18 protein-coding genes and 1 tRNA gene are annotated in these 19,183 nt (G+C 34.4%); 9 read left to right on the top strand and 10 right to left on the bottom strand.

The genetic code is table 11. The features are described from left to right. Positions 1-79 precede the first annotated feature (79 nt). A complete protein-coding gene (locus Dongsha4_RS10150) occupies positions 80-1,108 on the top strand; it encodes a hypothetical protein (protein ID WP_330202288.1) in 1,029 nt (342 codons plus the stop codon). 87 nt (positions 1,109-1,195) lie between these two features. Here Dongsha4_RS10150 and Dongsha4_RS10145 read toward each other — a convergent pair whose 3' ends face one another. The 3 genes from Dongsha4_RS10145 to murC all read right to left on the bottom strand — a co-directional run bounded on the left by Dongsha4_RS10145 (position 1,196) and on the right by murC (position 4,520). Next, positions 1,196-1,627 (bottom strand): hypothetical protein, encoded by a 432-nt coding sequence (locus tag Dongsha4_RS10145; protein ID WP_330202287.1) that lies wholly within the window; start codon positions 1,625-1,627, stop codon positions 1,196-1,198. Between the two features lie 172 nt (positions 1,628-1,799). Continuing rightward, entirely contained in the window at positions 1,800-2,732 is a 933-nt protein-coding gene (gene murB / locus Dongsha4_RS10140) for a UDP-N-acetylmuramate dehydrogenase (protein ID WP_330202286.1), read from the bottom strand. Positions 2,733-3,092: 360 nt separating this feature from the next. After that, the gene (gene murC / locus Dongsha4_RS10135; protein WP_330202285.1) at positions 3,093-4,520 is read right to left on the bottom strand and encodes a UDP-N-acetylmuramate--L-alanine ligase; all 1,428 of its coding nucleotides are present in this window, start codon (positions 4,518-4,520) and stop codon (positions 3,093-3,095) included. A gap of 236 nt (positions 4,521-4,756) precedes the next feature. Here murC and Dongsha4_RS10130 point away from each other — a divergent pair, with 236 nt between their 5' ends. The 3 genes from Dongsha4_RS10130 (at position 4,757) to Dongsha4_RS10120 (ending at position 8,397) form a co-directional block, all read left to right on the top strand. Next, positions 4,757-5,383, top strand: coding sequence for a hypothetical protein (locus tag Dongsha4_RS10130; RefSeq protein ID WP_330202284.1), 627 nt, complete (start codon positions 4,757-4,759; stop codon positions 5,381-5,383). Between the two features lie 222 nt (positions 5,384-5,605). Next, positions 5,606-7,027: a decarboxylating NADP(+)-dependent phosphogluconate dehydrogenase gene (gnd, locus tag Dongsha4_RS10125; protein WP_330202283.1), complete on the top strand. Its 1,422-nt coding sequence runs from the start codon at positions 5,606-5,608 to the stop codon at positions 7,025-7,027. Positions 7,028-7,194: 167 nt separating this feature from the next. Further along, positions 7,195-8,397: a glutathione S-transferase family protein gene (locus tag Dongsha4_RS10120; protein ID WP_330202282.1), complete on the top strand. Its 1,203-nt coding sequence runs from the start codon at positions 7,195-7,197 to the stop codon at positions 8,395-8,397. Positions 8,398-8,436: 39 nt separating this feature from the next. On the opposite strand, the gene Dongsha4_RS10115 is transcribed toward Dongsha4_RS10120, so the two are convergent. Next, entirely contained in the window at positions 8,437-9,102 is a 666-nt protein-coding gene (locus tag Dongsha4_RS10115; protein ID WP_330202281.1) for a histidine phosphatase family protein, read from the bottom strand. A 201-nt stretch (positions 9,103-9,303) separates the two neighbouring features. On the opposite strand from Dongsha4_RS10115, the gene Dongsha4_RS10110 reads away from it, so the two are divergent. Together Dongsha4_RS10110 and Dongsha4_RS10105 are read left to right on the top strand one after the other, a co-directional pair. After that, the gene (locus Dongsha4_RS10110) at positions 9,304-9,669 is read left to right on the top strand and encodes a hypothetical protein (RefSeq protein ID WP_330202280.1); all 366 of its coding nucleotides are present in this window, start codon (positions 9,304-9,306) and stop codon (positions 9,667-9,669) included. Positions 9,670-9,879: 210 nt separating this feature from the next. Then, positions 9,880-9,952: transfer RNA gene (locus Dongsha4_RS10105), tRNA-Thr, on the top strand. A 28-nt stretch (positions 9,953-9,980) separates the two neighbouring features. On the opposite strand, the gene Dongsha4_RS10100 is transcribed toward Dongsha4_RS10105, so the two are convergent. From Dongsha4_RS10100 to Dongsha4_RS10090, 3 genes are all read right to left on the bottom strand, one after another. Next, entirely contained in the window at positions 9,981-11,516 is a 1,536-nt protein-coding gene (locus tag Dongsha4_RS10100; RefSeq protein WP_330202279.1) for a mercuric reductase, read from the bottom strand. Between the two features lie 179 nt (positions 11,517-11,695). Then, entirely contained in the window at positions 11,696-12,409 is a 714-nt protein-coding gene (locus tag Dongsha4_RS10095) for a TVP38/TMEM64 family protein (protein ID WP_330202278.1), read from the bottom strand. A 213-nt stretch (positions 12,410-12,622) separates the two neighbouring features. Next, positions 12,623-13,090, bottom strand: coding sequence for a hypothetical protein (locus tag Dongsha4_RS10090; RefSeq protein WP_330202277.1), 468 nt, complete (start codon positions 13,088-13,090; stop codon positions 12,623-12,625). 156 nt (positions 13,091-13,246) lie between these two features. On the opposite strand from Dongsha4_RS10090, the gene hypE reads away from it, so the two are divergent. Next, positions 13,247-14,293 carry a hydrogenase expression/formation protein HypE gene (gene hypE, locus Dongsha4_RS10085; RefSeq protein WP_330202276.1) on the top strand — a complete coding sequence of 349 codons (1,047 nt, stop codon included), beginning with the start codon at positions 13,247-13,249 and terminating at the stop codon, positions 14,291-14,293. Here hypE and Dongsha4_RS10080 read toward each other — a convergent pair. From Dongsha4_RS10080 to acpP, 3 genes are all read right to left on the bottom strand, one after another. Next, complete coding sequence (locus tag Dongsha4_RS10080; RefSeq protein WP_330202275.1) at positions 14,250-14,696, bottom strand: DUF3750 domain-containing protein; 447 nt, start codon at positions 14,694-14,696, stop codon at positions 14,250-14,252. The two genes, hypE and Dongsha4_RS10080, sit on opposite strands and share 44 nt — an antisense overlap. Positions 14,697-14,848: 152 nt before the next feature. Then, positions 14,849-16,099 carry a beta-ketoacyl-ACP synthase II gene (gene fabF, locus Dongsha4_RS10075; protein ID WP_330202274.1) on the bottom strand — a complete coding sequence of 417 codons (1,251 nt, stop codon included), beginning with the start codon at positions 16,097-16,099 and terminating at the stop codon, positions 14,849-14,851. Positions 16,100-16,429: 330 nt separating this feature from the next. After that, positions 16,430-16,678 carry an acyl carrier protein gene (gene acpP / locus Dongsha4_RS10070; RefSeq protein WP_015218661.1) on the bottom strand — a complete coding sequence of 83 codons (249 nt, stop codon included), beginning with the start codon at positions 16,676-16,678 and terminating at the stop codon, positions 16,430-16,432. A 335-nt stretch (positions 16,679-17,013) separates the two neighbouring features. Here acpP and Dongsha4_RS10065 point away from each other — a divergent pair, with 335 nt between their 5' ends. Both Dongsha4_RS10065 and Dongsha4_RS10060 read left to right on the top strand, forming a co-directional pair. Beyond that, a complete protein-coding gene (locus tag Dongsha4_RS10065; RefSeq protein ID WP_330205418.1) occupies positions 17,014-18,192 on the top strand; it encodes a transaldolase in 1,179 nt (392 codons plus the stop codon). Positions 18,193-18,396: 204 nt separating this feature from the next. Next, positions 18,397-19,083 (top strand): YggS family pyridoxal phosphate-dependent enzyme, encoded by a 687-nt coding sequence (locus tag Dongsha4_RS10060; RefSeq protein WP_330202273.1) that lies wholly within the window; start codon positions 18,397-18,399, stop codon positions 19,081-19,083. Positions 19,084-19,183: the final 100 nt, after the last annotated feature.

The following is a 19,183-nucleotide window of genomic DNA, read 5'->3' as shown; positions in this document are numbered from 1 at the left end:
AAATTTATAAAAAAAGAAATAAAGTTTTTATCGATATAATATGATTAAGGGTAATAAAATAAAGATAAAGGTAAAAAAGATGTTAAAAAAAATTGTTTCTTTCTTAAATCAAGATATAACCACCTTAACTCAAAATAATTCCCAAAAAGAAGATATTTCCGAAAATAGTATTAATATACATAATCAAGCCATATCAGAAGCCAAGATATTAGCATCCATTGCCAAAACCATTGATAATCCTAATTTTCAGCAGTCTGATTTTAAATTTTATCTACAAATAAAATCTCTTTTTGCTCGTAATAAAGAATCTTATCAAGGGTTAGAAACAAGTGCAGAATTATTACGTTTAGCAGTAAAAGCCCAAGGTAATTTTTTGAAGATTGAACAGACAGAGTTGCGTTATCGAAGTACGAAACAACAAGAATATTATGAATTTGTATTAAACTTCTTAGGGGAAAAATTTGGTGATGATGATGATAATAATGATTTAGAAAATAATCAAATTGTTGCTAAAAAAAGGCAAGAAAATAAATACTCTCCAGAGGAATTTAAACAACAAATCAGAACTAAATTAGAAGAAATTAAACCAACCATTAAAACAGAACAAGGTAGAGAGGCTTTGGAAGATTATACCGAATCTTTAGAAGGATTAGCAGAAGAAAAAGATATTGGTTTAAAACTTTTATATCTGTTTAAAAAATTTAATTTAACTGATTTTTCCGTGTTAAGAGTTATTTCTGACATGGTTCTTTATCTCCAAGATAAAAATATGCAGAATATGAAAGCAATGCAGGATTTAGTTATTAAAAATGAAGATGTTTTTATAAAATTAGGAAGAATAATTGGTGTCCCAAAAACGAAAGAAACACCAGATACTTATGCCAAGCTATTACAGTATTTAGCACTAAGTAAAAAACATGAACAAACTAGAGAGCAATTTATTAAATTAATACAAGTTTTAAAACCTTGGCAGGGGTTTTATCGTACTATTACAGATATTAGAGAACAATATTCTGCTAACCAATATAATTTACCAGAAGAGTTTACTCAAGAAATACCCGGATTATCTATCTATGAAAATTATCAGCAATATATTAATATTTTCTAGTCAAAACTTGTGTTAATTGTACAAGGTTTAGGGTTTAGGTTTAAGGTGTTATGAAAGTAGAATATTTGATTATTGACTGACAATATATTAGTTAACAAAAATATTTAAGCAGTATCTAATCAGGGCAAAAATAGTAACATAGATAGAAGTTAAGTAAGCATTATAAGTTTGGGAACTGATAGAATAATATTCTTTATCAGAGTCATTTTTACTTGCTTTAAATTTCTTGTCTCTAAAGTCGAAAAACATTAATTGAGTAATTATTAATAACCCTAAAAATAGAATTGCACTATCTTGAAAAATAAGTAAAGTAATGCCACTTAATAAGGTTAATAATCCGATGCCTAAACTAAAAATATATTCTTGATAATCAGTTTTATAGTTAAAATCGATCGCTTTTATATACTTGTCCATACGAGAGGATTTTAACACCTCAATACAGACAAATAAGCCTCCAGCAATCCAGAATAATCCAAAAATTTTGAGGCTATTAGTAAGAAGAAATAAAATAATATTCACTAAATATTTAGACTAATTTTTTATTAATATGACTTTCCATTGTGGTTAATAATGGTGGGCTATAACCCACCCTAAATACTTAACACTCAAAATATTATTACCATTGCAAGAGTGTCTATTCCTCATGTCTGATCTAAACTAAAAATAATAGCTTAATTCACCAAACCCAATCTTAAAATTGACCCAAAAATTTTACTTCTGGATGGAGCAAAATAGACCAATTTTCTTCCACTTTTTCTTGCACATATTGGATTAAGTTAAAAATATCTTTAGCAGTTGCATTACCTGCATTGAGGATAAAATTAGCATGACGATGGGCAACTTGTGCACCACCTATTTGATGACCTTTTAAGCCAATTTGCTCAATTAGCCACCCAGCCGCTTGAGGTTTTGGATTACGAAAGACACTACCACAACTTGGTTTATCATAGGGTTGTGTTTGTTTACGCATTTTGAAATTACTGGTAGTTAATGCCATCATTTCTTCTTTACTTTGCCCTGATTCTAAATTTAGGGTAGCTTGTAAAACTAAGGCTTTTTCTTTTTGTAATCGAGAGGAGCGATAAGAGTATTCTAAATCTTTTTTTGATAGAGTTTCTATTCTTCCATCACTATAAGCCACGATCGCACTTTTGAAAATATCAGCCATACAGCCCTTATGCGCCCCCGCATTCATCACCACAGCACCCCCAACAGTCCCCGGTATGCCCACAGCCCAATCTAGCCCCTGCCAACCTTTTTTCGCCGCTTTCCATGCCAATTTAGGGAGAGGATAACCTGCACCTACGGTAATAGTAAGATTCTCCTCATCGATAAGATATTGTTTAAGATGACGAGTGTTTAAAACTAATCCTTCTATGCCGCGATCGCTAATTAGTAAATTAGAACCGCCTCCTAGACAAGTAAAAGGCATTTGCTCTTTTTGTAACCATGTAAATATTGCTTGTATATCATTCCATGATTTAGGTTCAGCATACCACTGAGCATTGCCACCGACTCGATAAGATGTGAAAGGAGAAAGGGAGACAGATTTATAAATATTACACTCAGTATCTTTGAGAGTAATAACTTTTGTTTCCGAGTCAGTTTTTATAGTAATAGTCATGATAATTTTCTCTTAAATTCATTGGGCTTTTATAGTAGTTTCGGAGTGATAATTAATTGATAGTTAATAAGTGATAACTAAGGGAGAAAAATTATGCAACTTATGCCCCAATTCGAGGCAATAATATGGGATGTGAAAAGGTTTGACGGTGAGGTAAAAGGTTAAAATCTTTTCTTGGTTAAGAAAGAGGCATTAAACTTAGGTTATTCCAACCCAAAATTTTTGTTGTTGCCTAAATCTTAAAAATAGTCAAAAATCATCAAACCCAACACCGCAAAGGTCAAATTTTATTCAATCCCTCTCACCTATTACCTTTTAATTAGTTTTATGTATTGGTGTAAGGTTTCGTCTCAGTTTAAATTAAGCTACTTGTGCAAAAGATTTCTCTTCTAAAGCTATTAATTGAGGAATAATTTGATTGAGATTTCCTGCCCCTAAAAATAAAGTTAAGTCCTCAGGTTCGAGAAAATCCGCAAGAAAATCCCTTAAACTATGCAAATTGGGTTGGAAATAAACTTCTTGATGATATTTACTAATATAATCGGCTACTATTTCTCCGTTAATATCTTCTGTATTTTTCTCCCCTGCACTGTAAATGTCTGTAACAATAACTACATCAGCTTGAGCAAAACACTGAGCAAAATCCTCCAAAAATGCCGAGGTGCGACTGTAGCGGTGGGGTTGAAAAATAGCAATTAATCTTTGAGCATTATATTGTTTCAGTCTAGCACGTCCTGCCTGTAAAGTGCATCGTATTTCACTGGGGTGATGGGCATAATCATCAATTAAAGTTGCACCCTGATAAGTGCCTTTATATTCAAAACGTCTTTTTGCTCCTTCAAAAGTGCTAAGGGCATCGGCAATGGTAGCAAAGTTTAAACCCAATTTTCTGCCAACTGCGATCGCAGCTAGAGCATTACTGATATTATGATCTCCAGAGAGTTCTAAGGAAATATTACCCAACCAGATACCATTTTCCCACACTTCTGCTTCACTACCATAAGGACTATGAACAATATTTGTGGCAATATAATCAGCCCCAGATTGGGGGTTTAAACTATAGGTAATATCTGCTTGAATGTATTTACGGGTGATAGGGCAGTCAACACAAGCAATGACATTTTTAGACTGGTGAGCAAATTGTCGAAAAATACCAACTAACTGATCTAAAGATTCATAATGATCAGGATGATCTAATTCTATATTAGTAATAATACCAAACTCAGGATGATGTTGTACCAAAGAACCATCAGACTCATCCGCCTCCGCCACCAAATAATTACTTTCCCCTAAACGAGCATTTCCTTCCCATGCACTTACTTCACCACCAATAATAACAGTAGGATCTAAACCAGACTCTAATAATAAATAAGCAATTAAACTGCTAGTAGTAGTTTTACCATGAGTCCCCGCCACCGCAACACTCTGGTAATCTTTTATGAGAGCGGCTAATAAATCTGAGCGATGGTAAATAGGATAACCTTGCGCGATCGCTTCTTTGTATTCTGGGTTATCCTGATTAATAGCGGTAGAACAAACTACCTGAACCTCTTGCTTATGGTGATGCTCATGATTTCCCCATGAAATACGCTCAAAATTTTCTGCGTTCTGACTGGTAAAAATAGTTGCACCAACTGCCTCTAAACGATTAGTAATATGACTAGCACGAATATCTGAACCGGAAACAGGCAACTCTCTTTTTGCCAAAATATAAGCCAAAGCTGACATACCGATTCCACCGATACCAATGAAGTGGAAAGGCTTACCTTGTAGATCTATTCCTGACATAATATTGCTCCTATCACACCAAAATATTGTCGTTATGATAAATTTGCTTTAATGATATACTGATTTTGGTAAATAATACCAAGATTTTCCCGATATTTTTTAATTATTTCATTCTATGGTGAAATGTCTTTAGGCTACTGCAAAAAAAGGAAATAAAAAACTAGCCGAGTCAATTTTGCTATAGTTTTATCCCTTCCCTAAAAACTTAATAACTTCACCAATAAATTATTTGCGAGGTGTTGGATTTGACCATAATCGATGCGAACACATTAGAATTAGACTTAAGTAAGTGTAATAAAAAATTAAAGATATTTCCCTTTGATCCCAGATTGTATATCAAAAGGGGAATGATTTTTTTTAAATTAGCCCGACTAAATGAATCCCTCAAGGATTTCAACAAAGCAGAAGAATTAAACCCCCAATTAACCCCTTATTTATGGCAGAGAGGACTAACTTACTATTACTTAGGAAAATACGCCAAAGCAGGAAGACAGTTTGAGTTAGATTTAAGCGTAAATTCTCAAGATATAGAAGAAACTTTATGGTTATATTTGGCTATTGCTAAATTAGAAAACCCTCAAAATGCCCAAGAATGTTTACTACCCGTCAAATATGACACAAGGGGATTTATGAGACAAATTTATCAAGTATTCGCAGGAAAATCTGATATTTCGACTCTGACTAACATTAACACTAACAGCAGTCTAAAAGAGGTCTTCTTTTACTTTCTTTATGCAGGATTATATTATTTTGCTCACGGAGATAATACTCAAGCCAATTTATATATTCAAAAAGCGATAGAAGTCAAAATCGATGATTATATGTGGTATCTAGCTTGTGTTCATTTAAATATATTCAAATAACGACTAGGAGGAATTAATTGCCTTTGCCCCTCGCTTTAATGCCAACCTTTTAACTTTGCTCTCTATCTTGTATATACTCTAAGTGATAACTGTAGTTTAAGTTCAATAATAAGAGAATAAAAATTGAAAAACAGAAAGAAAATTTTAACAAAATCTTAGGTAACGAATGGAGAAGATCAAGTTAACCTGAAGGTAAAAGACATTATTCACTCAAAAATATTTATGACCAAAAGAACATTTGGAGTAATCGGATTAGCAGTAATGGGGGAAAACTTAGCCCTTAACGTTGAAAGTAGAGGATTTCCTATTGCTGTATATAATCGCACTGCCTCAAAAACAGAAGAATTTATGGCGACAAAAGCACAAGGCAAAGACATCAAACCTGCCTACTCTTTAGAAGAATTTGTGCAAACTTTAGAACGTCCTCGTAAAATTTTGGTAATGGTAAAAGCAGGTGCGCCTGTTGATGCTGTTATCCAACAACTTAAACCCCTTCTTGAACAAGGAGACATGATTATTGATGGAGGAAATTCCCTCTATGAAGACACGGAAAGACGTACAAATGAATTAGAACCCACGGGCTTAGGTTTTATGGGTATGGGAGTGAGTGGTGGTGAGGAGGGGGCTTTACATGGTCCTTCTTTAATGCCTGGTGGTACAGCTTCAGCTTATCAAGAATTAGAGCCGATTTTAACTAAAATTGCCGCTCAAGTGGACGATGGGGCTTGTGTGACTTATATTGGCCCTCGTGGTGCAGGGCATTATGTGAAAATGGTTCATAACGGTATCGAATATGGCGATATGCAGTTAATTGCTGAGGCTTATGATTTGCTAAAAAAAGGTCTTAATTTAAGCAATGAGCAGTTACACGAAGTTTTTGCGGACTGGAATCAAACTGATGAACTAAATTCCTTTTTAATTGAAATTACTGCTGATATTTTCCGTAAAAAAGATGATCAAACGGATGGTCATTTAATTGATTATATCCTTGACTCGGCAGGACAGAAAGGTACTGGACGTTGGACTGTTGTAAGTTCTTTAGAATTAGGTGTACCCATTCCCACTATTTATGCGGCGGTGAATGCAAGGGTTATTTCTGGCTATAAAGATGAACGTATTTCTGCTAGTAAAGAATTAACGGGGATAACAGGAAAATTTGACGGAGATGTTAACGAATATATCAATAAAATTCGGGATGCCTTATACTGCTCCAAAATGTGTTCTTATGCCCAAGGAATGGCTTTAATTGCCAAGGCTTCTGCTGAATATGACTACAATATCAATCTTCCTGAAGTGGCTCGTATTTGGAAAGGAGGTTGTATCATCAAGGCTGGTTTCTTAGGCAAAATCAATAAGGCTTTTTCCGATAATCCTAGTTTACCCAATCTTCTTCTTGCCCCTGAATTTAAACAAAGTATTCTCGATCGTCAACAGGCATGGCGAGATGTGTTAATTTTAGCTAATAGTCTGGGCATTCCTATTCCTGCTTTTAGTGCTTCTTTAGATTACTTTGATAGTTATAGGAGCGATCGCCTCCCTCAAAATCTAACCCAAGCCCAACGAGACTATTTTGGAGCACATACCTACGAACGCACCGATAAACCTAGAGGGGAATTTTTCCATACAGAATGGATGCAGGGTTAATAATGAGTAATAAGTAGAAGTGGGGGATTGGGGGGAAATGAGTTCGGTGTTAAGAGTTAGAAGTTATTAATTATCATCAACTATTTACCTTTGCCCCTTGCCCCTTGCCCTTTTTTTGCCATTACCAGTAAACTTAAATGTAAACTAGCAAAACACAGTAAAAATAAATGGTAAATCCTCTTTCTTGGCAAGAATTAGAAGCTCTGACAGATTTTGAGATTGATAGGGTAAATGGTGTTACTAATTCTCAATCTATTTTGAGGTTATTTAATCAACCAGAAGAAAAAGTAAGAGTAACCCTTTATAGAGATCATCATGCTTGGTGTCCTTATTGTCAAAAAATTTGGTTATGGTTGGAAGAAAAACAAATTCCTTACCGTATTCGTAAAGTAACTATGTTTTGCTATGGGCAGAAAGAAAGTTGGTACAAAGAAAAAGTGCCTTCGGGAATGTTACCTGCCCTAGAATTAGATGGGTATATTATTACCGAAAGTGATGATATTCTTAAGGCTTTAGAACAAGAGTTTGGAGTTTTGGGTTATGGTATGGAAGATGAAAAAGTGATTCCTTTACGTCGCTTAGAAAGATTATTATTTAGGGCTTGGTGTACATGGTTATGTTATCCCACAATTTTTCCTTTACAAGAGATGAATAACCGTCGTGGTTTTTTGCAGGTGATTAAGGAGGTTGAGGAGGCTTTATCTGTTACTAATAGCCCTTTTTTCTTGGATGATTTTAGTGTCGCTGATGTTGTTTTTGTTCCTTATGTGGAAAGAATGAATGCTAGTCTTTACTACTATAAGGGTTATTCTTTAAGAGAAGAGAATCCCCTTTTGTCTCGTTGGTTTTCTGCTTTGGAAGAGCGTTCAACTTATCGAGGTACACAAAGCGACTTTCATACCCATGCCCATGATTTACCGCCACAAATGGGGGGATGTTATTCTAATAATGAAAAACAAACTTTGATTAATCAAGAAAGAGTCGATCGCGGTGATTGGTTTAGTTTACCAGATGTAAGATACAATGAACCAGAAAATTCCCGTCAAGAAGCCTTATATCGTGTGATCAAACATCGCCATAACATTATTAAAGTCAATCCAGCCGATAATGAAATGTTTGATTTGGCTTTACGTTGTGCTTTAACTTATATGATGACAGATAAGGAATGCTCTTCTCCTCCTGAAATGGATTTAGCCCTAAGATATTTGCGCGATCGCATCTCTGTACCCCGTGATATGTCAATCTATGCCGCCAAACGACTCCGCACCGCTTTAGAATATACCGCCAGTTTAGCAGGAGATAGACAACCTGAAGCTCTGCCTTTACGTCATCGTCGAGATCAAAATCCTATGAATTTTCAAACATCATAGATTGTTGAGGTATAAAAATTATTGCCTATTGCCTATTCCCTATTCCCCACCACCATCAGATAATTTTATATCGAACTCAGATAAAAAAGAAGTTTCAGTTTCTAATTCTAGTTGCCAATGACCTTCTCGATTAACTATCTTTGTTAAAGAACAAACAGAGGCTTTAATGGCTCTATTTTCCCTAAGTAAACCATTAGTAATTCCCAAAACAGTCATACTATGACCAATTAATAATAAATTACCTTGAAAATTATTGACTAATAACTCCCCTGTTTTTTTCATTCTTGTTAACATCTCTGTTTCGCTTTCAGGATAGATTGGGGTTAATAAACTAGAATAATTCCAATCAATTCGAGGATAAACTTCTTCTAATTCTTCACGGGGGTGTATTTCTGGAGGATAACTCATCCAATCCTGATTATGCCATTCCCCTAACCCTGCTTCTAGTTTGATGGTTAAATCAAGATTTTCAGCAACAATATGTGCTGTTTGAATCGCTCGTAAAAAAGGAGAACTAACTATATAGTCTATTTTCTCTTTGATTAATCTTTGTGCTAATTGTTGAGCTTGTATCTTACCATCTTCTGATAGGGGAGGATCATATTTTCTTGGGGCAGTGTTAAACCATTCTGGATAAACAAAATCTAATCTATTTCCGTGTCTGACAAGGTAAAGGGTTGAGGACATTAATTCTTTTTTATTCATACAAGTCAATTTTTCTTTACACTATTTTCTTATTTATGTCAATTTATTTAATCTTTTTTTAAGATTCTTGACATATTGATGACAATTAGAGGTTTTAGCATTACTCTGAAGATAGAAAAAGCTAGTTACCGTAAGCAAAAAAGTATTATGATAGGTGGCTCAATTTCTTCCCTTTAGAATATATGTTTGGGAGTCAAAACAATGAATATATGGTTATCTTTACTTTTGTCTTTATTACTAACTTCTTTAGTTAGCTTTGCTTTACCTATAGTTTTGTTTACGGTAGTTTTAGCTATTTTGGGTGTTATGGGGCATTTACCCCTCATTTCTCCTTTTATTAACTACGTTTATGCACAAATTTGGCAATTTCTGGCTATCTTTGGAGAAGGTTCTGGTATATTCGGTATTTTAATTATAGCGGTTACTTGTGCGATCGCAGGTTTATTATTCGAGTCTTTGAATTTTTATCGCTATCGCTTGTTAATTAACAAACCCTTAAAACCATTATGGCAAAAGCCGAAAACTGCCGAAATTATATCTAAAATTATTTGTAGTAATGATAAATAATTCATGAATTTGTAAAGCTCATGAAAAGTGAAAATGGAGAATAATTAAATCTTTGGACTATTCTCTAAGCATTATCAGCTATGGTTTTTTACCTTTAAATATCCGACTCAAGAAAATTGTAAACTATCAACAAAGCAAAATTATATTTTCTTGACAATAGAATCAAATTTCGTTACGATATATAACTCAGTGGAAAATATTTCCCACTCCGCCATCTTAGCTCAATTGGTAGAGCACTCGACTTGTAATCGAAAGGTTACCGGTTCAAGTCCGGTAGATGGCTTATTTTTTTGCTCTCTAATCCCTAACTTTTAAGTTAACTTGCTTAGTAATTTGAGTATTCGGCGGGATTGAGGGGTTAATAATGTGCGACGGTAAGCATCGGCGGCTTTTTTGATTGCTTCTGCCTGAGTGGGATATGAATGAATAACTTTGGATATGCCATTTAAACCGATATTGTTTACCATTGCTAGGGTAATTTCAGAAATCATTTCTCCTGCATGACTGGCGACAATAGTTGCACCTAAAATTTTATCCGAATTTTTTTGATGATATATTTTGACAAATCCCTCTGTTTCTTCATCGGTAATGGCGCGATCGACTTTATCCATTAAAATTGTTATGGTATTAAAATCTAATCCTTCTGTTACTAATTGATGAGGGGATTTTCCCACATGAGCTACTTCAGGATCAGTATATGTTACTCTGGGAATAATCAAATCACTGAATTTTGCTTTACCTAAACCAAAGGGAGAAAAGAGAGTATTTTTGATGACAATTCGGGCGGCGGCATCGGCAGTATGAGTAAATTTTTCTCCTAAACATACATCCCCTGCGGCGAAAATTCTCGGATTTGTTGTTTGTAAATAATCGTTTATTTTAACTCCTTTTTTAAGGTCATATTCTACCCCTACTTTTTCTAAGTTTAACTCTTTTATATTTGGTTCTCTGCCAATAGAAACTAAAATATCAGATACCGTAATTGATTTTTTTTTACCATTAGAAATATAGTCAATTTTTTTACCATTTTCAGTTAATTCTACTTTTAATATTTGTGAATTTAAAATTAAATTAATCCCTTCTTGCAGAAATATATTTTGGATAATTTCTCTTGCTTGTTTATCTTCCTTATTGAGAATATAATCATGTTTATGTAAGAGTGTTACTTGTGAACCAAGACGATTAAAGACTTGGGCTAATTCAGATCCGATCGCACCTCCTCCCATAACTGCTAAACTAGGAGGTAATTTAGTTAGGGAAAAAATAGTTTCATTGGTATAAAAATTAACATCGTTGATACCTTCAATATTAGGAATAATTGGTTTAGCACCAGTGGCAATAACAGCTTTTTTATAATGAAGTTTTACCCCTTCTACTTCGATAGTATTTTGATCAAAAAAATGAGCCGAACCAAAAAAGACATCTATACCTAAATTTTTAAATCTTTGTGCTGAATCATGATGACTGATACTTGCTCTTATTTTTCTCATTCTTTCCATAACATAAGCAAAATCAACCTCTTTTTCTTGGGTTTTTATGCCCAGTTTTTCTGCTTTTAAAATATCCCCAATTATTTTTCCAGATCTGATAATTGCTTTAGAAGGCACACAACCAAAATTCAAACAATCTCCTCCCATTAAATGCTTTTCAATTAAAGCTATTTTTAAGCCTAAATCTAAACCTGCCGCTCCTGCGGCCACTACTAATCCTGCTGTACCAGCACCTATAACGATTAAATCATATTGCTTTTGGGGTTTAGGGTTGATCCAATCATGAGGATGTACAAGGGAAATCAATTGTTGATTATACTGGTCAGAAGGCAATATTTCTGTTATTTTACTGTTCATTATTTCGTCTTTCTATTAATTTTAAAATTAAGATAAATTAGTTTTTTAATTAAGATCTATTTTTTAAATCTGAAGCTACAATTATAATTAATTTCCACCTGTTAAGAATTGCTTTTTTTACCCTTACCTAATTTCTGTAAAGATGTCTCATGATAAAAAATAAGAGAGCGATGATTTTTCTAAACTTCATCTAAAATTGACTTATCGAGGGCTTTTTTGGCAATCTTGGTTATATACACGGTGACAGCAACAGTGGCAAGAAAACCAATAATTCTAATACTCCATTGAGCGACGGGATTAACAGATGTGCTTTGTGTGCCGATGGTGGCTAAATTACCTGCTAGTGAGCCGATATAAACATACATTATCGTACCTGGAAACATTCCCACAGAGGCAATAACATAATCCTTGAGAGTAACTCTTGTGACTCCATAGGCATAATTAAGTAAATTAAAGGGAAAAACTGGAGAAAGACGGGTTAACAAAACTATTTTTAAACCCTCTCTGCCTACTGCTTCATCTATAGCCCTAAATTTTTGATTTCCTTCGATTTTACTAGCAACCCATCCCCGTGCAATATATCTTCCCACTAAAAATGCTAAAGTCGCCCCAATGGTAGCACCAATAAAAACGTAAATTGAGCCCCAAAAAATGCCAAAAACCACTCCCGCACCGAGTGTTAAAATTGAGCCGGGTAAAAAGGCAACTGTGGCAATTACATAAATAAGCATAAATGCGATCGCACCTATTACCCCAAGACTGTCAATCCATTGTAGAGCATTAAGTAACCATTGTTGAGGATTAAGACCACTATTAATAGCAGTCTGAGCTAGGCTAGGATTAGCACTTAAGATTATACTACCAGAAAAAAGAAAAACTGCGATCGAATTCATTAGAATATTAATAATAATAGTCAAACTAAAAGTTGATAAAAATAAAGTTTTAAAAGTTTTATTTCTCCTTAATTTAATATTAAAAATAAACGGGAAAATTTTTCGGATACTTTCAAGAAACATAACATTAACCTTTCAAAATATTTATAATTATTTTCATAGAGAAAAACATATTTTATCACTGTAGAAAAATCTAAATAAAAAATTGTTCAATTACTCATCAAGATAAAACCGATAAAATAAATAATCATTTTTAAAATCATGATTATCAGTTACATGGTGAATAATCTTTTCATTAATTAAAGTTTGTCCTAATTTTAGAGCTTCCGCCTTAGAAATATCATACTTTTTTTCCATCCAATTTACCGCTTCTGAACCAATAAAGCAAAGAGGATAAGTTTTTAAACGATAATTTCTGTTCTTTATTTCAACACCTTCTAAACCTCTCATATCATTAACTAATTGACAAATTTTTGGATCATATAAACTAATCAAATTATTATTTTCAACTCTTACTAATGCGTTTTGCATTGCATTATATAAAACCTCCCAATCTGCCCAAGAATTTTCGCCAAACCATTGTTCAATAATTTTCAAAGAATAAGTAGGTGATATTTTAAACTTGAGAAAAAATGATGCTAAAACCTTACTTTTCATTTGATCATTAATTTCTTCAAACATAATAATTCTTTATATAAAGACTAAATCGACAACATTTAAGTTTTATTCTATATGAAGAATTCATAATTAGAGCAGGAAAAAATATATAGCAATTTTTAGGAATATGCACTACCATATTTGAAGTATGAATTATCTTTTTTTGAGCTATAAAAAATAGTGAGTAATCAAACAAATTTTTCCTTAAACTGTCCTTTACCTATCACTAAATACCCTCATATTTTAATGGCTCATGGGGGGGGAGGAAAGTTGATGAGACAGTTAATTGATAATATGTTATTACCTGTTTTTTCTAGCAATAATTCTGTAGAACATGATTCCGCAGTTTTAAATTTAGCCAGTCATAAAATAGCTTTTACAACGGATTCATATGTAGTCAATCCTCTGTTTTTCCCCGGGGGAAACATTGGCTCAATGGCAGTTTATGGCACGGTAAATGATTTAGCAATGGCGGGAGCAAAACCTCTTTATTTAAGCCTTAGTTTTATCTTGGAAGAGGGATTATCTTTGGCTACTTTTTGGGAGGTAATAAAATCTATCAAACAAGCCTCTGAAATTAGTCAGGTAAAGATTGTTACAGGAGATACAAAAGTAGTTGAAAAAGGAAAAGGAGATGGAATATTTATCAATACCAGTGGAGTTGGTATTATTGAGCATAATTTAACAATTAATCCTCTACAAATTCAAGAAGGAGACGTTATTATTTTGAGTGGTGATATTGGCAGACATGGCATTGCAATTATGGCACTAAGAGAGGAATTAGAGTTTGAAACAACTATTGAAAGTGATTGCGCCCCATTAAATCATTTAGTTTTAAAGTTAATCAATTCAGGCATCAAAATTCACTGTTTAAGGGATATAACCAGAGGAGGATTAGCTAGTGTTTTGAATGAAATCGCTATAGATAATGACTCAGAAATAATTATTCAAGAGAGTTTTATTCCTGTTCAAGAAGAAGTAAAAGGTGCTTGTGAAATTCTGGGTTTTGATCCTTTATATATTGCTAATGAAGGAAGATTTGTCGCTTTTATTCCTGAAAATGAAGCAGAAAAAGCACTGTCTATTTTTAAGCAAGAAAATGATTTTGCTACTATTATTGGAAAGGTTGAAAAAAAAGAAAAGGGAAGGGTCATTTTAGAAAATAAATTGGGGTCAAAAAGAGTTATTGAAATGTTGACGGGAGAGCAATTGCCTCGTATTTGCTAAAGAAACGATGATAATTTTTTCCTAAGCCTTTACCACTTAAAGAATACTTAATCTGACTTTTATCTAAAATCCATTGAATATAAGTATTGCTATTGGGACCAGGATAGTAGCGATACAAATAATTATAAGGGTAAATTTGGGGCGTTTTTCGGATAATTGTTTGCAAATTATCGGCTTCTTCTCCTTGCCAAATATATTCTTGCCAACTTTCTCCGTTACCTACCCCACGAGTAGGATTCATTAAATTTTTATGCAAATGTCCCCAACTACTACTAACAAGGCTTTTAGTTTGCCAAATTTCCCATCTTTCCGATACTTGTTCATGAATTATAAACCAATAATGAACTGCGATCGCACCTATGTAGGGAATTTTTGCCGCCCTTAATTCTACTTGATAACTCATGGATTAGGGGATTAGGGTATTAGGGGGAAATTTCTTTTTTATCTTAACTCTGTTCACGACTGAAAGGAGTGTAAGAGCCGAAGGCGAACTCTCCGAACTCCGTTCACGACGGAAAGGAGTGTACGAGCGCAGCGAACTCTCCGAACTATGATTTACGGGTGTTTTTTAAAAGCGAGGGTGACATTATGTCCACCAAAACCAAAAGAATTAGACAAAGCCACATCAACCTTTAATTTACGGCTTTCATGAGGCACATAGTCTAAATCACAATCTGGATCAGGATTTTGTAAGTTAATTGTGGGAGGTACAATGTCAGATGCGATCGCCATTACAGTGGCTACAGCTTCAATACCTCCAGAACCACCCAATAAATGCCCTGTCATGGATTTAGTAGAACTTATGGCTATTTTATAGGCATGATCTCCCAATGCTCTTTTAATTGCCTTTGTTTCCGTTGTATCATTAGCAGGGGTACTTGTACCATGAGCATTAATATAAGATACCTGATCAGGAGTTAAACCACCATCTTTTAAAGCTAACTCAATAGCCCTAGTTGCACCTAAACCTTCAGGCACAGGGGCAGTCATGTGGTAAGCATCGCAAGTCATACCATAACCCACCATTTCCCCATAAATTCTTGCTCCACGTGCGATCGCACTTTCTCTTTCTTCCAGAATCAGAATACCACAACCTTCTCCCATCACAAAACCATCTCTATCCACATCAAAAGGGCGACTAGCAGATTCAGGGCTATCATTACGAGTAGAGAGAGCCTTTGCCGAGGCAAAACCAGCCATTGCAAGGGGAGTAATTGCCGCCTCCGTGCCACCACAAATCATCGCTTTAGCATAGCCAGACTGCACCAAACGAAAAGCATCACCAATGGAATTTGAACCCGCCGCACAAGCCGTTACAGAGCAAGAATTAGGACCTTTAGCCCCCGTATGAATAGCCGTTAAACCCGCCGCCATATTAGAAATCATAGTCGGTACGAGGAAAGGAGTAACACGCCCAGGCCCCTTAGTTAATAAAACCTCATTTTGTTCTTCCATAACACTTAAACCGCCAACCCCAGTACCAATGACAATACCAACATCATTAGCATTATCATCATTAATGATTAATTGGGCATCTTCTAAAGCCATTTTACTCGCCGCCACTGCAAACTGAGAAAAACGAGCCATGCGTTTCGCTTCTTTTTTTTCCATGTAAGCTAAAGGATCAAAACCTCTAACTTCACCAGCTATTTTACAAGCATAATCAGAAGTATCAAAACAGGTAATTTTATCGATACCATTTTTGGCAGTAATTAATCCCTGCCAGTATTCATCTAAATTATTACCAATAGGAGTAATAGCACCTAAACCAGTTACTACGACTCTTTTTAGTTGTGGATTAGTCATAATTCTCTAATATATATATAAAACTTAAAATATACCTATTTCAGGTAAAAATAATACTTAAATAATTCTTATAGAAAAATAGAGTCACACCAATCGACTTTGATCTTAAAAATAGGAAACAATCGATAGTATGCAGAAAATATAAATTTAACAATTAACGATTAATTAGCCCTCAAATTGAGTAACTAAATTGATTAAGAAAATTATCAGGTAACAGGTTAGAGGCAACAGTGTAAATTCAAAAAATCAACACTACTATTCCCCATGTCCTATCCCTGAAAAATGTCTTTAACTAACTCAATGTAAGTTATAGTTAATTAAATGCAGTAACTAAGCCGCCGCAGTGGTTTTGCTTTCAATATGTTCAACAGCCGCACCAACGGTTGCAATTTTTTCCGCTTCTTCATCAGAAATTTCAATTTCAAATGCTTCTTCTAAAGCCATAACTAACTCCACTACATCAAGGGAATCAGCATCTAAATCATTAACAAAATTAGCTTCAGGAGTTACCTTATCAGCATCAACATCAAGTTGTTCAACAACGATTTCTTTTACTTTTTCTAATATTTCTTGATTCATATTCCTTATCTATATAGGTTTTATATTCTGCTTACTTAGTTTGTATGAATAATCAAAGCTAAAAGCAGATCATTGGACTGTTTCTTAGTTTACATTTTTTTGGTAAGCAATTAACAATAATATCTAAAATTTAGTTTTTCGTCATAGTGAAGCAGACAAAGTTTAAAGGGCAAGGAGCAAAGAAATATTTATCCGTTGATTTTCTCTTATTTTTGATCTGCCTATATGGATTTGGTTAAAAATAGTAAATAATGTTATCCCTAAAACGTTGGTTTTCCTAGACTGAAGTTAAGCTGTAAATAGTAATTATGGACAAACATCACATAACTTCTACTATGACTAACTTATTAGATCAATTAAAACAATACACCACCGTTGTGGCGGATACAGGAGATATTCAAGCCATTGAAACCTTTACCCCTCAAGATGCTACGACAAATCCATCTCTGATTACCGCCGCCGCTCAAATGATTGATTATCAAAGTATTGTAGATGATACCCTCACTGAAGCGAGAAAGGAATTGGGGGCAGATGCGAAGGTTGATGAAGTGGTTAAATTAGCCATTGATTGGTTAGCGGTTGCCTTTGGTAGAAAAATTCTTGATATTGTGCCGGGGAGGGTTTCCACTGAAGTTGATGCCCGTTTATCTTATGATACTGAAGCTACGATCGAAAAAGCTCGTTATTTAATCTCCCAATATGAAAAAGCAGGTATCAGTAGGGAGCGTATTTTAATCAAAATTGCATCTACATGGGAAGGAATTAGAGCCGCCGAAGTTCTTGAGAAAGAAGGAATACACTGTAATTTAACTCTTTTATTTGGTTTCCATCAAGCCGTAGCCTGTGCCGAAGCGGGAGTTACTTTAATTTCTCCGTTTGTGGGTAGAATCCTTGATTGGTACAAAAAAGAAACGGGTAGAGAGGATTTTCCCGGAGCAGAAGACCCCGGGGTACAATCTGTTACAGAAATCTACAATTATTATAAAAAGTTTGGTTATAAAACAGAGGTAATGGGAGCTAGTTTCCGTAATATTAGCGAAATTTGTGAGTTAGCTGGATGTGATTTATTAACCATTTCTCCTAAACTATTAGAGCAATTACAAAACACAGAAGAAGAATTACCCCTCAAGTTGTCTGTAGAAAAAGCACAAAAAATGAATATTGAAAAAATTACTGTGGACAAAGCGACTTTTGATAAAATGCACAGTGAGGACAGGATGGCAAATGAAAAGTTAGACGAGGGCATAAAAGGTTTTACAAAGGCTTTGGAAACTTTGGAGCAATTATTAGCTAGTCGTTTAGCTAGATTAGAAGGAGAAGAAACCCTAGCCCATGCAGTAGATGATATTTTCCATGTCTATGATTTAGATGGAGATGGTTTTATTACCCGTGAAGAATGGGCAGGCGCGGATGTGGTTTTTGATGCCCTTGATGCCAACCATGATGGTAAAATTACTCCTGAAGAAATGGCTTCTGGTTTAGGGGCTGTGGTTTATTTAGCTAAAGCTAGTTAAATCAAGTCAAAGGGGCAAAGGGCAATAATTTGAGTTCAGAGTTCAGAGTTCGGAGTTCAGATAAAAAAGAAATTTCCCTCTTTTTATCCCTTCTCTCAAGGGGAGAGGGCAAAAGTGTTTAATTAAACCTAATACCCCAAACCCTAAAACCCTAAATCTGACTCCTGACTTCTACTCATTACTCGTTATTTATTACTCATTGGAATGAATCAGAATCAATTGGTAAAAAATTTAGATGAAATCAGAAATACTATTCCTATCTCTGTGAGATTGGTGGCAGTGACAAAAAAAGTTGATGTGGAGGTAATGAAATGGGTTTATGAGCAAGGAATTAAAGATTTCGGAGAAAATAAGTTACAAGAAGCGATTAATAAACAAGCTCAATTACAAGATTTAAAAGATATTACTTGGCATTTTATTGGGCATTTGCAGAGTAACAAGGCAAAAAAAGCGGTAGAGTCTTTTGCTTGGATTCACTCGGTGGATAGTTTGAAAATTGCTCAACGTCTTGATTTTTATGCACAACAGGCATTACATGAAAAGGTGATTCTACAGCAACCTCAAGTATGTTTGCAAGTTAAGCCATTACCTGATGATAATAAATATGGTTGGACGATAGAGCAATTGTGGAATGATTTACCTTTACTGCAAGAGTTACATTCTATTAGTGTTAGAGGTTTGATGGTTATTTTACCTTTAGGCTTGTCTCCGGAAGAAACTTTTTCTACTTTTAAATCGTTGAAAATTTTGCAGGAAAAAATTAGAAATGAGGGTTATTTTTCGGATAAATTTAATCAATTGTCTATGGGAATGTCAGAAGACTACTTATATGCGATCGAGGCTGGATCTACTATAGTTCGTTTAGGTAGAATCATATTTAATGATAATTAATATTTTCTTTTTTGTATGTGAGTCGTCTATATAATTGATTGCTCAATAGGATTATAAATATTTTTCAGTTTTCTTTTGAAATGAAAGATAAATTCATAAA

The sequence above is a fragment of the Cyanobacterium sp. Dongsha4 genome (assembly GCF_036345015.1).
GTDB lineage: Bacteria > Cyanobacteriota > Cyanobacteriia > Cyanobacteriales > Cyanobacteriaceae > PCC-10605.
This window is presented reverse-complemented; position numbering and strand designations above follow the sequence as displayed.